The sequence below is a fragment of the Stenotrophomonas sp. NPDC077420 genome (assembly GCF_044543385.1).
In the GTDB taxonomy this organism is placed as follows: Bacteria; Pseudomonadota; Gammaproteobacteria; order Xanthomonadales; family Xanthomonadaceae; genus Stenotrophomonas.
In genome coordinates this window covers 76,373-89,801 of sequence record NZ_JBITVZ010000019.1, presented here as the reverse complement: position 1 = coordinate 89,801, position 13,429 = coordinate 76,373, and the positions used below count along the sequence as shown (strand labels likewise).

Genomic DNA, 13,429 nt, shown 5'->3' with positions numbered 1-13,429 from the left:
CAAGCTCGGCTTGGGTGGCATGAGTCCGATTCAATATCGGACCCAAGCCTCCGCAACCTAGCCCCAACTGTCCAACATTTGGGGGTCAGCTCACATGCGTGTCCCACGGATAAATGATCAGCGCTGCTTTGCCGCCCGCGCAGCCTGCTGTTCAACCAGGGTGAGGGCGACGTTGTCGCGCAGGTAGGCCGGTTCAACCCGCTCCGGCGCCATCGCCTCGCCGCGCTCGAACATCGGTACCGCCAGCGCCAGCAGGTCGGACGCACGCGGCAATGCCTGCGCGTCGACACCGTCCAGCCGGTCGGCCAGCCGCGTGGCCAGCACGCCTTCGGCCGCGCCGAAGCCGGTGCCGACGCCGAACCAGCGGCTGCCATCGGGCAGTTCCACGGCCTCCGGCGCACACACCCGCTCTTCGCCCTGCAGCTGCCACTGCCCGTCCACCCGCACCTGGCGGGCCACGTACACCTCGCCCATGCGCGCATCGATGCTGCTGAGCACGTGGGTGGCCTGCGCCGGTGCGCGCAGCGCCAGCACCTGCAGGGTGGAGACCGGGATCAACGGGCGATCCAGCGCCAGCGCGATGCCTTGTGCGATGGCAATCGCCAGCCGCACGCCGGTGAAGGCGCCCGGGCCCCTCCCCAGCGCGATCGCATCCAGCTGCGCGCGCCCCACCCCGGCCTCGGCCAGCAGCTGCTCGGCCCACGGCAGGCTGAGCTCGGCGTGGCGGCGCGGGGCGATGTCGAAGCGCTCGCTCACCTGCCCGTCCACATACAGGGCAACGGAGCAGGCTTCGGTGGCGGTTTCAAAGGCGAGCAGTTTCATGGCAGTCAGAACAGGGAGGTAGGGAAGACAACGTCGGCTGCGGGGTCGGGCGGCGCGCTGTGCGCCGCATCGGCAGTGCCGGCCGTCCATTGTGGGGCAAAGAAGGTACGTACATCGTCCAGCGCGCGCGTGCGCCGGAACGGCGGCAGCGAATCCAGGAAGGTGCGGCCGTAGCCCCGGCTGACCAGGCGCGGGTCGCACAGCACCAGCACGCCGCGGTCGGTCTCGCTGCGGATCAGCCGCCCCACGCCCTGCTTGAGCGCGATCACCGCCTGCGGCAACTGCTCGTCGCGGAACGGATTGCCGCCGTTGCGGCGGATCGCATCCAGCCGCGCTTCGAATACCGGTTCATCGGGCGCGGCAAACGGCAGCTTGTCGATCACCACCACGCTGAGGGCATCGCCGACCACGTCGACGCCTTCGCGGAAGCTGGCCGACCCCAGCAGCACGCCGTTGCCCGAGTCGCGGAAACGCTGCAGCAGCGTGGCGCGCGGCGCCTCGCCCTGCACGAACAGGGGCCACGGTGCATCGCGCAGCGCTTCGGCGGCCTCGCGCAGCGCACGGTGCGAGGCGAACAGCAGGAACGCGCGGCCACCGGAGGCCTCCAGCACCGGGGTCAGCGCGCGGATCAGCGCGGTGCCGAAACCGCGCGCGGCTGGATCCGGCAGGCCGGTGGGCAGGTAGCACAGCGCCTGCCGGCTCCAGTCGAACGGACTGGGCTGCAGCAGCGTGATCGGATCCTCCAGTCCCAGGCGCTCGGCGATGTGTTCGAACTGCCCGTCCACGGTCAGCGTGGCCGAGGTGAACACCCAGGCCGCCAGCGAACGCTGGCGGTGCTCACGCAGCGGGCCGGACACATCCATCGGCGTGCGCTGGCAGCGGAAGCCACGCGGGGTCAGTTCGTACCACAGCACATCGGCCGCCACCGGCTGCTGGCCGGGATCGGCATCGAAGTCCAGCAGCGGGGCATCATCGCCCAGCCACCGCGCGAGCCGCGACACCGCCTCCAGCGCCCGCGCATGGCAGGCGTCCAGCCCCGGTGACGTGGTGCGTATTCCGTCCAGCACATCGCGCAACCCCGTCAACGCGCTCATCGCGGCGTCGAACCCGTCGCGCACCTGGGGGACCGCCAGCGCACGCCACTGGGTGCCGCGCGCCGGCAGTCCGTCCATCGCCGTGCGCAGTTCACGCAGGGTCTGCTCGAGCGCGGCGGCATGCGCGTGCAGTGCGGCCTGGGCGCCGGCCACGCTGCGGCTTTCGGCCAGGCAGTCGCGGGCCAGTTCCTGCCACGGCCGCATGCCGAAGCCTTCACCGAAGAACGTGGCCGCCAGTTCCGGCAGCTGGTGGGCTTCGTCGATCACGAAGGCCTGCGCGCCCGGCAGGATCTCGCCGAACCCCTCCTGCTTGAGGGCCAGGTCGGCCAGCAGCAGGTGGTGGTTGACCACCACCACGTCGGCCGCCTGCGCCCGCTGGCGGGCCTGGACCACGAAACAGTCGTGCCAGAACGGGCAGTCGGTGCCCAGGCAGTTGTCGACCGTGGAGGTCACCATCGGGTACAGCGGGGAATCGTCGGGCAGCGCTTCCAGTTCGGCCATGTCGCCGTACTGGGTGCGCCCCGACCACGCCAGGATGCGCTGGAACAGCGCCACGTCCTGCGGTGAGGTGAACCGCGGTTCGCCACGCGCCTGCTGCAGGCGGTAGCGGCACAGGTAGTTGGAGCGGCCCTTGAGCAGCGCGCTGCTGTGGCCGACCCCGAGCGCGGCGCGCACGCGCGGCAGGTCGCGATGGTAAAGCTGGTCCTGCAGTGCGCGGGTACCGGTGGAAATGATGGTCTTCAACCCGGACAACAACGCCGGCACCAGGTAGGCGAAGGTCTTGCCGGTGCCGGTGCCGGCCTCGGCCAGCAGCACCTCGCGCTGGTCGAAGGCCTCGGCGATCGCGGTGGTCAGGCGCAGCTGGGCCGGTCGCGCGACGAACGCATCGAGTTGGCTGGCGAGCGTTCCGCCCTCGCTGAGGGCTTCACTGCTGGCATAGGCAAGGCGGGACATGGCGTCATGATACCCGCCCGTAGAGCGGGGCTCTGCCCCGCTTGGGGTACCGGTCAATAGCGCTTGATGCCCGGCACCGTGCAGCCTTCCAGCTGCGCATGCGCGGACACCGCATTTTCCTTCTCGCCCCGCGCCAGGCGTGCCTGCTCGATGGTGGCCCAATGGCGGCGGCACAGCGGACCGGTCTTCGACCCCAGCTCCACCGACTTGCGCGCCAGCGATTCCGCCGCGGCCCAGTCGCCCTGCAGCAGGGCGATTTCCGCGCGATCCTGCAGGATCGAGGGGTCGCCTTCGGAAATCTGCAGGGCCTGGTCCAGCGCCTCCGCGGCACCGGCCAGATCGTTGGCCTGGCGCTTGGCCCTGGCCGCAACGCGCAGGTCTTCAACCCCGGCATCGCGCAACGGCTGCACGTCCAGCTCCTTGTCATCCTTGCCTGCGCTGGCGTCCACCGCGGCCATGCGCTGCGCCGGCGTGGTGGTATCCACCGGAGCCTTCACCGGCGGCGGGGCCGACACACAGGCGGCCAGCGCGATGCCGAGCGCGAGCACGGAAGCAGTACGGAGGGCGGTGCGGGACGTGGTCATGGGAGCCTGCCTTGCGTTGCGGGTCATCGAGCGGGGGAGGTGGCCGCGGGTGCGGGCGGAGCCGGTTCGGCGCCGGCATCGGACTTTTTATCCAGGCCGAACCAGCTGCGCCAGCCACCGCCCTCGCTGCCCTCCCCGCCCTCGCCTTCGGGCACTGCGGTAGGCGCCACGCAGGCGGCGTAGGCGGGCGCGTAGCCGACCACGAACGGGAAGCGACGCGCGCCGGGGCAGCTGTCGTCGGTGGCGGCGGTGCCGCCGGCTTCCACCGGCTGCCAATCCAGGCCCTTGTTGCTGACCTTCAACGGTGCGCTGGGCAGGCGGGTGAAGATGCCCGACCACACCCGCATCGCACCGGTAGCGCCGAACAGCCCGGTCTGCTGGTTCTGGTCGTTGCCCATCCAGACCACCGCCAGGTGGTCGCCGGTGTAACCGGCATACCAGCTGTCGCGGCCGTCGTTGGAGGTACCGGTCTTGCCGGCGGCCTGCAACCGCGCCAGGCCATCGGCATTGAGCCGCTGCGCGGTGCCGCTGGAGACCACCTGCTGCAGGCCGATGCTGATCAGGTTGGCGGCGATCGAGTCGCCTTCCTGCGCCGGGGCCGGGGTCTTGTCGTAGCGCTTGAGCAGCTTGCCCTGCGGATCGAGCACGCCACGCACCGCGTGCAGCGGCTGGATCTCGCCCCCGGACGCCAGGAACTGGTACAGCTGCGCCATCGCGTAGGGGCTCTGGTCGGTCGCGCCAAGGATCACCGAGGGATTGCTCTCCGCCTTCAGCCCCGCCAGCACGTGGATCAGCTGGGTCACCCGCTCCGGGCCCACCTGCATGCCCACGCGCACGGTGGCCTGGTTGTACGAATTGGCCAGCGCGTCGACCAGGCGCACGGTGCCGTGGCTGCGGTTGTCCGCATTGCCCGGCGTCCAGCGCTTGCCGCGGCTGAGCTGCACGGTCACCGGCGAATCGTCGACGAAGCTGGCCAGCGAGTACTTGTCCGGCTGCGCCAACGCCAACAGGTACACGAACGGCTTGAGCAGCGAGCCGACCTGGCGCTGCGCCTCGATGGCGCGGTTGAACCCCGGTTCGGATACATCGCGGCTGCCCACCACCGCCAGCACGTCGCCGTTGTGCACATCGGTCAACACCAGGCCGGCCTGCAGTTCGGGGCGACGCTTGTTTTCCAGCGACTTCAAGGTCCTGGTCACCGCGCCTTCGGCGTAGGCCTGCGCGGACGGCGCCATGCCGGTCATCACGCTCAGCCCGGCGCCCTGCAGTACCGATTCGGGGTAATCGTGGCCCAGCTGGCGGCGCACCAGGTCGACGTAGGCCGGGAAGCGGTTGGCGGCGATCAGGCCCGGGTTCTTCGGCACGCCCAGCGGCGCCTTCAGCGCACGCTGCAGCTCGGCGTCGTCGATCAGGCCGTTTTCCCGCAGCTTGCCCAGCACGAAGTTGCGCCGGTCCAGCGCGCGCTCGGGGTTGCGCCGCGGATCGTAATACGACGGGCCCTTGACCAGTCCGATCAGCAGCGCGATGTGTTCGGTGTTGAGCGAGGACAGATCGCGCCCGAACCAGAATTCGGCGCCCGAGGACATGCCGTGGATCGCCTGGCTGCCGCGCTGCCCCAGGTAGACCTGGTTGAGGTAGGCCTCGAGGATGGTGCGCTTGTCATACCGCGCTTCCATGATCAGCGCGTACAGCACTTCATTGAACTTGCGGGTGACCGTCTGCTCCTTGCCGATCCCGAGCAGGCCGCTGCGGGCCAGCTGCTGGGTCAGCGTGGACGCGCCCTGCCGGCTCTGCCCGCCGGAGCGCACGGTCACCCAGACCGCGCGTGCAATGCCGCTCAGGTCGATGCCGTGGTGACGGTTGAAGTCCTTGTCTTCCACCGCCTGCAGGCCGGTGACCAGCAGTTCGGGCGTGTCTTCGAGCCGCACCAGGCGCCGTTCTTCCTGCTTCTGCCCATACAGCGTGGCAATACGCGCCGGATCCAGTCGCGCCGCCTTCAATGACTTGCGGCTGTCGGCATCGCGCAGCGAGGCGATCTGTCCGCCAGACAGGCTCAGCTCGATGCGACGCGGTGCCACCTTGCCATCGACGTCGTTGTAACCCCGGCTGGAGACGATGAAACGGCCCCCCTCCTGGCTGAACGTCGCCGGCGACTTGCCGGTTCCGTCATCGCGGTAGGCCGACGCGGCCAGCTCGGTCTTCAGGGTCTGCGCGTCCATCGCCAGGCCCGGCGCCAGTGCCAGTGGCCGCGCGTAGACACGGGTGGGAATCTGCCAACGCAGCTCGCCGAAACGTTGGGTCACCTGGGTGTTCAGGTACACCGTATAGGGAATCAGGAAGCCCAGCGCGAGCGCCACGGCCGCCATCCCCCCGGTGACCAGGCGGCGCCGCCACAGCGGCGACCGGCTTTCGGTGTCGTCTTCGAACTCGTCGATGTCGTCGGAATCGTAGCGTCGGGGCACGGGCATGCAAGAATGTAAAAGTCCGGCGAGTCTAGCGCAGCCATGGTGGTGCGCGTGTCCCCCGGTATTCCTCGCTTAGCTGGAGTTGTAACGGGATGTCGACGTCCTTGGCCGATGCACGCTACTTCCTGAACCGCATGATCGGCCTGTTCCGGCGCAGCCTGGCCAGCCTGCGGACCCGGGGCTGGCAGGCCACCTGGCAACGGATCCGGGTCCACACCCGCGCGCTGCCGCCGCCGCAGCGCGCCCCGCTCTACCTGCCCGCAGCCGACGCGTTCGCGCCGTTCACGGTTCCGCACAGCGTTGAGCCACGGGTCAGCATTGTGATCCCGGTGTACAACCACGCGGCACATACCCTGGCCTGCCTGCGAGCGCTCGCCGCGCACCCGCCGCAGGTCGCCTGCGAGATCCTGGTGATCGACGACGGCAGCAGCGACGACACCGTGCAGTGTATGCCACGGATCCAGGGCCTGCGCTACGAAGTGCGCGCGGCCAATGGCGGCTTCATCGACGCCTGCAACGACGGCATGGCCCGTTCGCGCGGCGACTACGTGGTCCTGCTCAACAACGATACCGTGCCGCAGCCGGGTTGGCTGGATGCGCTGCTGGACACCTTCCAGGCCACCCCGCGGGCCGGCCTGGTCGGCGCGCAGCTGCTGTATCCGGATGGGCGCCTGCAGGAATCGGGCGGCGTGGTGTTCAGCGATGGCAGCGCGTGGAGCTACGGTCGCTTCGAGTCGCCCGAAGATCCCCGCTACAGCGCGCTGCGCGACGCCGACTACTGCTCCGGCGCCGCGCTGATGCTGCCGCGCGCGCTGTGGGACCAACTGGGCGGCCTGGATACCCGCTACCGCCCCGCCTATTACGAAGACACCGACCTGGCCTTCGCCGTGCGTGCCGCCGGCCACCGGGTCCTGGTGCAGCCGGCCAGCCGGGTCGTGCATGACGAAGGCACCAGCAACGGCACCGACACCCGTACCGGCATCAAGGCCTACCAGATCCGCAATCGCGGCGTGTTCGCCACCAAGTGGGCGCAGGTGCTGGCCGACCACCCCGCGCCCGGCAGCGTACCTACCCCGGCGCTGCTGCACCGCCACCAGCGCCAGGTCCTGATCCTCGACGAGCTGGTCCCGCAGCCGGACCGCGATTCGGGTTCGCTGCGCCAGTACAACCTGATCCGCATGCTGCTGGCCGAAGGCGTGCATGTGGTCTTCGTGCCGACCCGGCGCGAGCATGGCGGGGACGCCACCCACGCCCTGCAGAAGCTCGGCGTCGAAGTCTGGTACGCGCCCTATCTCGACGGCATCGGCGCGTGGCTGCGTGAAAACGGTCCGCGCTTTGCGGTGGCGGTGATGGTGCGCCATCACGTGGCCAGCGAATGCCTGCCTCTGCTGCGCCGGTACGCGCCGCAGGCACGCCGGGTGTTCGACACGGTGGACCTGCACTACCTGCGCGAACGCCGCGGTGCGGAGCTGGCCGGCGATGCCGGGCTGCTGCGCAATGCCGAACGCACGCGCGTGCGCGAACTGGCGGTGATGGCCGCCAGCGACGTCACCGTGCTGGTCAGCGACGCCGAACGGACCCAGCTGCAGGTGGACGCACCGGGCGTGCACGTGGAGTTGATCTCCAACCTGCATGAGGTCGCCGGTGCCGGCGCACCCTGGAGCGCGCGCCGTGACCTGGTGTTCGTGGGCGGGTTCCGCCACCCGCCGAACGTGGACGCGATGCAGTGGTTCATCGGCGAGGTGTTCGCCCGCATCCGCACGCAGCTGCCCGAGGTGCGTTTCCACTGCATCGGCGCCGACGTACCGCCGGCCCTGCACGCCCTGGCGGCACGCCAGCCCGGTGTGCAGATCCATGGCTTCGTGCCGGTGGTCACCCCGTACATGGACGAGGTCCGCATTGCCGTGGCCCCGTTGCGGTTCGGCGCAGGCGTGAAGGGCAAGGTCAACCTGAGCATGGCGCACGGCCAGCCGGTGGTGGCGACCACCTGCGCGGTGGAAGGCATGCATCTGCGCGACGGCGAGGATGTGCTCATCGCCGATGACGCCGACGCGTTCGCCGCTGCGGTAGTGCGGCTGTATCGCGATCAGGCGCTGTGGCAGCAGCTCTCGGTGGCCGGGCTGCGCAATGTGCAGCAGCATTTCTCGCTGGATGCCGCACAGGCCACGGTGAGGCGCGTGTTCCTGGAGTGACCGGGGCGCCGGCGAACCGCCGGCAAAACCAGATCAGCCGCGCCAGGTGTCCGGGGTGGGCCGGAACGGCCGCGGATGCACGCCCAGCGTGGCCACCAGCGCCGCGTTGTCCGCTACCAGGTCCTGTTCCAGCCGCGATACCGGGCCGCGTGCGCGCGGTAGCGCTGATGCCAGCAGGCGCAGCGCCGTGCGCGGAATGTACAGCGGCAGCGTGGTCGTGCCGATGCTCGCATGCACCCGTTGGAACATCTGCTGGTAATCCAGGCGCTCGCCGCCGCCGATCTGCAGCGTCTGCCCGGCGGCGGCGTCGCCCTGCAGCGCGGCCATCACCGCCAGGGCGATGTCATCGGCGTGCACCGGCTGCCGCAGGCCATGCGCCATTGGAATCGGGAACACCCGGGTGCGGCGCGCGCGCGCGACGATCGGGGTCAGGCTGCGGTCCCGTCCAACGCCGTACACCAGCGTGGGCCGCAGCACGGTCCACTGCATGCCCAGGCGCTCGGCCTGTAACGCCAGGGTGCGCTCGCCCTGCTGCAGCAGCGCCACCAGCGCCTGCTCCTCAGGCTGCGCCGATCCCTGTTTGCTGATCACGCTCATCGAACTGGTGACGATGATCTTCTTCGCCGGTGCCACCTGCTGGCGTGACAGCCAGTCGCCCCAGGCATCCAGCGGCGCGAAGCTGACGATGGCCGAATACGCCTGCGCAGGCACCGGCAGCGCACGCATGTCCGCCGCCTGCCAGTCCACGCCGGGTTGCGCCGGCTGCGGGTGGCGGCTCAGCGCACGCACCGGCACGCCGGCGTCGACCAGCCGGGGCAGCAGGCAGCGACCGATCTGGCTGGTGGCGCCGGAAACGAGGACCGTCATGGCACCTCCTCAAGGAAACAGGGCCGCACTATAGCGGACCCGCCCGGCGTGCCGCGCTGCAGCGCTCAGCGCAGCGCGTCGACATCGCGCAATCGCTGCTGCAGGGACTGGTACTCGGGCGAGCTGGCCGGCACGCCCCAACGCGCTGCCTGCTCCAGCGCGTCCTGCGCGAACTGCACGTCGCCGCGGCCAAGTCGCTCGCTGCCTATGGCCAACCAGCGCTGTCCCAGGCGCTGGCGCGCATCGGCCTGCGCGCTGCTGTGCGCCAGCGTCTGCCAGGCTTCCAGGCATTCACCCGCCGCCTGCACGCGGTTCTCGCGCAGGCGGTCCTCGACACAGTTGCGGGTGGCCGGCAGCAGGCGTTGTGCCGCCGCCTGCACCTGCCGATCGCGAGGCGCGAGCGCCTGCGCTTCGCGCAGCGCATCGTAGGCGCTGCCGCCAGGCGGTGACAGCATGTCGCCACGTGCACTGGCGTCCTCGAAACGCGCCAGCAGGGTCCTCAGGCGCTCGTCGCGCCGCGCCGCGGGCACCGACGGTGCGGTCAGTGCGCGGTCGGCCTGGCGCGCCCGGGTGATGGCCTGGCGCGCGGCCTGCTCCTGGCGCCCGGTGGCGCCCAGCGCCTGTGCATCGGCCAATGCGCGGGCGGCCAGGTCGAAGCGGAAGTCGGCTGCCAGCCGCGCGCTGGAGGTGAGCAGTGCGTCGATGACCTGGGCCAGGCCCTGCTGTGCGGCGACGTCGTCCGGGCGTGCCAGCAGCACCGCCTGGAACGCGTCGCCGGCCGAGCGCCACTGCTGCCGCCGCTTCAGGCGCTGCGCGTCACGCAGACGCGACTCCAGTGCGGCATTCAGCGCGGCCTCGGTGGCGGGCAGGTCCACATGTCCTGGATCGAAACCGCGCGCCCGCGTTACCTGCGCGGCAGCGCCCGCGACGTCGCCCCTGGCAGCGGCCGCCCGCGCCTGCTGCAACAGGTCCGACAGCGCATCCTCGCGTCCTTCCAGTGCGCGCAGCTGGTTCGGGGCGCGCGCCAGCACCTGCTGGAACAGCGGCAGCGCGCTGTCATCGCTGCCGTCCAGGCGCTGCGCCTGCAACGCCGATTCGGCGCGTCCCAGCAGCGCACCGATACCGGCGCCGCTGTTCTGGTGTTCGCGCAGGCGCCGCGCCAACGGGTCGGCCTCGGCCTGTGGCACCTGCAGTTCGCGTGCCAGCGTCAGTGCGCGCTGCGCCGCTGCGGTGTCGCCGGCGTCGAGTGCAGCGCGTGCCTGCACCAGCGCGGCACGTCCGGTCTTTGCAAGACCCGCGCGGGCCTGCGGGCGGTCGCTGTCCAGCGCCAGCGCCGCCTCATACCACTGGCGCGCACCACTGCCATCGGCCGCACTCAACCGCCCTGCGGCCAGCGCGCGGTCGCCGCGGTCGAGCAGCTGCTCGACCTGCGGCTCATTCCAGAACCAGGTGGCCACCGGGCGGCCGAATGCCACCAGCAGCACGAACACCAGCACCGCCACCCCCAGCGCCCACGCCCAGATGCGCCGGGCATGCCGGGCCTGCAGCCACCACCAGCGGCCTTCACGCCGCACGCGGCGCAGGGCGGCATGCGCGGCGTCCTCATGGTCGGGGCGGCGGCTCATTCCCTGAGCGTAGCGCGGGTCACGTGAGCTCAGCCCAGACGCCGCGCGTCGCTGACACCCGGCAAGGCATCGAGCTTGCCCAGCAGCGTTGACAGCTGCCCGTAATCGCTCACTTTCAGCCGCAGGCGCAGATGCGCGCGGCCACTGTTGCGTACGTTGTCGCTGTGGATGTCGAGCACGTAGGCATCTTCCTGGGCGATCAGGTTGGTGATGTCCTTCAGCAGCCAACGTCGATCGACCGCGTCGACCACCACATCGACCTCATAACCGCCACCGGCCTGGCCCCATTCGACCGGAAGAATGCGCTGCGGGCTGGTCGCCGCCAGCCGCGCCAGTGCGGGGCAGTCGGTGCGGTGCACGGTGACCCCGCGGGTACGGGTCAGGTAACCGACAATCGGTTCCCCGGCCACCGGCTGGCAGCAGCGCGCCAGCTGCACCAGCAGGTTGCCCACGCCCTGCACCGTGAATTTGGACTTGCCCAGGCTGTCCCGGCGCGCGGTGGGGCGCGGCATCGTCGGCGGCGCGGGCTGGCTGGCGGCGCGTTCGGCCTCCAGCAGCGCGCGGCTGACCTGGTGCGGCCCGGTGTCGCCCAGTGCGACCTGGATATACAGATCGTCCACGCTGTCGGCGTGGAACCTGCGCGCGGCCGCGGCCAGGTCGGCCTGCTGCAGGCCCAGTCGCTTCAGCTCGCGGTCCAGCAGGTCGCGTCCGGCCTGCACGTTGCGCGCGCGATCCAGCTTGTGGAACCAGCCACGCACCTTCTCGCGCGAGCGGTTGCTGGCCAGGTAGCCGCTGGAGGCCAGCAGCCAGTCGCGGCGCGGGTCGGCCTCCTTGCCGGTCAGGATCTCCACGCGGTCGCCGCTGCGCAGGCGATAGGTCAGCGGCACGATGCGGCCGTTGACCTTGGCGCCCCGGCAGCGGTGCCCGACCATGGTATGCACGTGGTAGGCGAAATCCAGCGGGGTGGCGCCCTGCGGCAGGTCCATCACCTCGTCCTTGGGACTGAGCGCGTAGACCCGGTCTTCGGTCAGTTCCGCGTCCAGCGCACCGGCCAGTTCGCTGGCGTGGCCGTCCTGCGACTGCTCCAGCAGCTGGCGCATCCAGGTGATCTTGCGATCAAAGGCCTTTTCCGCGCCCTTGCTGCCTTCCTTGTAGCGCCAGTGTGCGGCCACGCCGAGCTCGGCCTGCGCATGCATGTCGTGGGTACGGATCTGCACCTCGATGGTGCGACCTTCCGGCCCCACCACCGCGGTATGCAGCGAGCGATAGTCGTTGGCCTTGGGCCGTGCGATGTAATCGTCGAACTCGCTGGGCACCGGCGCCCACAGCGAGTGCACCACGCCCAGCGCGGCGTAGCAGGCCGCCACGTCCTTGACCATGACCCGTACTGCGCGGATGTCGTACAGCTGTTCGTAGGCCAGCCGCTTCTTCTGCATCTTCCGCCAGATGCTGTAGATGTGCTTCGGGCGCCCGCTGACCTCGGCCTCGATGCCCTGGGCCAGCAGCTCGCGCGACAGCACTTTCTTGACCGATTCGACGTAGCGTTCGCGCGCCAGCCGGGTTTCGTCGACTTCACGGGCGATGCGGCGGTAGGTCTCCGGCTCCAGGTGTCGGAACGCCAGGTCTTCCAGTTCCCATTTCAGCTGCCAGATGCCCAGCCGGTTGGCCAGCGGGGCGTGGATATCACGGGTCAGCTGGGCCAGCGCGCGGCGTTCCTCCTCGGTCAACCTGTCGGCCGCGCGCATGCGCGCCAGTTGCCGGGCCAGCAGGATCGGCACCACGCGCAGGTCCTGGATGATCGACAGCAGCAGGCGGCGCAGGCCCTCGCTGTTGCGTCCGGCATCGCGCCCGGCATGCAGCGCCCAGACCTGGTCGGCCGCATCGAGTCCGTCCAGCAGGCCGATCACGGCTTTCTGGTGCGCTCCCAGCGGCAGCGCCTCCAGGCCGGCACGCAGCCAGGGCAGGTCGAACAACAGTGCCGCCAGCAGCGCGCTGTCGTCGGCCGACAGCAGCGCCAGCGCGTCCAGGGTGTCGGCCAGCACCGGCCAGGACGCCGCCTGGGCGTGGTCGGCCCCTTCCGCCTGCCAGCGCTGCAGCAGCGCCTCGCGCAACGCGGGGGACAGCGAGGCGGCCGAGGGTCGGTTCAACAGGCCATCCAGGCCGGGGACGGAAGCGCGGTTCACAGCATCATGCAGACAGGATAGAGAGCCCTACACTAGCGCTGGTATCGTTGCCGGACAATCAGAACCGGTTCCATCCTGAATTCCTGGAGAGTTGCCATGCGTTTTTCCCGTCTGAGAGTGTTGGCCAGTGCGGCCGTGTTGCTGGCCATGGCCGGACCGGCCCTCGCCCAGCGCGTGGTCGAAGGTGATCTGCAGCAGCAGATGTCCCCGGCAGAGTTCAAGGCCGCCGGCCTGGACAAGCTCAACCCCGGCGAACTGGCCGCCCTCAACGGATGGCTGCAGGGCAAGGTTGCCGCGGTCAGCGCCGATGTGCGCGAGCAGGTGCGTGAACAGGTGCGCGAGGAAGCGCGCGAAGAAGGCCGTCAGGAAGTGATCGTGAAGAACCGCGGCTTCTTCGACTTCGGCACCAAGGAACCCATCGTCAGCACGGTGCAGGGCGAGTTCCGTGGCTTCGGCAAGGGCCGGCGCTACGTGCTGGCCAACCAGCAGGAATGGGAACAGACCGACGAAACCACGCTGGCCGGCGTGCGACGCACCGATCCGGAGGTGTCCATCGCGCCGGGCATGATGGGCGCGTGGTACATGCAGATCAAGGGCGTCAACACCCGCGCCAAGGTGCAGCGGGTCAAGTAAGCGTCCAGGC

At 70.2% G+C, this 13,429-nt stretch carries 9 protein-coding genes; 2 read left to right on the top strand and 7 right to left on the bottom strand.

Annotated elements, in window-relative coordinates:
* Positions 1–117: 117 nt before the first annotated feature.
* Genes tsaB through mrcB form a run of 4 tightly spaced genes read right to left on the bottom strand, consistent with a single transcriptional unit; the run spans position 118 to position 5,916 of the window.
* Entirely contained in the window at positions 118–822 is a 705-nt protein-coding gene (gene tsaB / locus ACIGII_RS16710; protein ID WP_399640092.1) for a tRNA (adenosine(37)-N6)-threonylcarbamoyltransferase complex dimerization subunit type 1 TsaB, read from the bottom strand.
* 5 nt (positions 823–827) lie between these two features.
* Positions 828–2,870, bottom strand: a complete 2,043-nt coding sequence (locus ACIGII_RS16705) for an ATP-dependent DNA helicase (protein ID WP_399640090.1) — start codon at positions 2,868–2,870, stop codon at positions 828–830.
* A 53-nt stretch (positions 2,871–2,923) separates the two neighbouring features.
* A complete protein-coding gene (locus ACIGII_RS16700) occupies positions 2,924–3,454 on the bottom strand; it encodes a tetratricopeptide repeat protein (protein WP_399640088.1) in 531 nt (176 codons plus the stop codon).
* Positions 3,455–3,477: 23 nt separating this feature from the next.
* Positions 3,478–5,916 (bottom strand): penicillin-binding protein 1B, encoded by a 2,439-nt coding sequence (gene mrcB, locus ACIGII_RS16695; protein ID WP_399640099.1) that lies wholly within the window; start codon positions 5,914–5,916, stop codon positions 3,478–3,480.
* Between the two features lie 95 nt (positions 5,917–6,011).
* Here mrcB and ACIGII_RS16690 point away from each other — a divergent pair, with 95 nt between their 5' ends.
* Positions 6,012–8,111: a glycosyltransferase gene (locus ACIGII_RS16690; RefSeq protein WP_399640087.1), complete on the top strand. Its 2,100-nt coding sequence runs from the start codon at positions 6,012–6,014 to the stop codon at positions 8,109–8,111.
* A gap of 33 nt (positions 8,112–8,144) precedes the next feature.
* Here ACIGII_RS16690 and ACIGII_RS16685 read toward each other — a convergent pair whose 3' ends face one another.
* The 3 genes from ACIGII_RS16685 to ACIGII_RS16675 all read right to left on the bottom strand — a co-directional run bounded on the left by ACIGII_RS16685 (position 8,145) and on the right by ACIGII_RS16675 (position 12,786).
* On the bottom strand, positions 8,145–8,978 hold the full coding sequence (locus tag ACIGII_RS16685) for an SDR family oxidoreductase (RefSeq protein ID WP_399640085.1): 834 nt from the start codon (positions 8,976–8,978) through the stop codon (positions 8,145–8,147).
* Positions 8,979–9,043: 65 nt separating this feature from the next.
* A complete protein-coding gene (locus ACIGII_RS16680) occupies positions 9,044–10,603 on the bottom strand; it encodes a hypothetical protein (protein ID WP_399640083.1) in 1,560 nt (519 codons plus the stop codon).
* Between the two features lie 29 nt (positions 10,604–10,632).
* Positions 10,633–12,786 (bottom strand): RelA/SpoT family protein, encoded by a 2,154-nt coding sequence (locus ACIGII_RS16675; protein ID WP_399640081.1) that lies wholly within the window; start codon positions 12,784–12,786, stop codon positions 10,633–10,635.
* Positions 12,787–12,882: 96 nt separating this feature from the next.
* Here ACIGII_RS16675 and ACIGII_RS16670 point away from each other — a divergent pair, with 96 nt between their 5' ends.
* The gene (locus ACIGII_RS16670; RefSeq protein ID WP_399640079.1) at positions 12,883–13,419 is read left to right on the top strand and encodes a hypothetical protein; all 537 of its coding nucleotides are present in this window, start codon (positions 12,883–12,885) and stop codon (positions 13,417–13,419) included.
* Positions 13,420–13,429 lie beyond the last annotated feature (10 nt).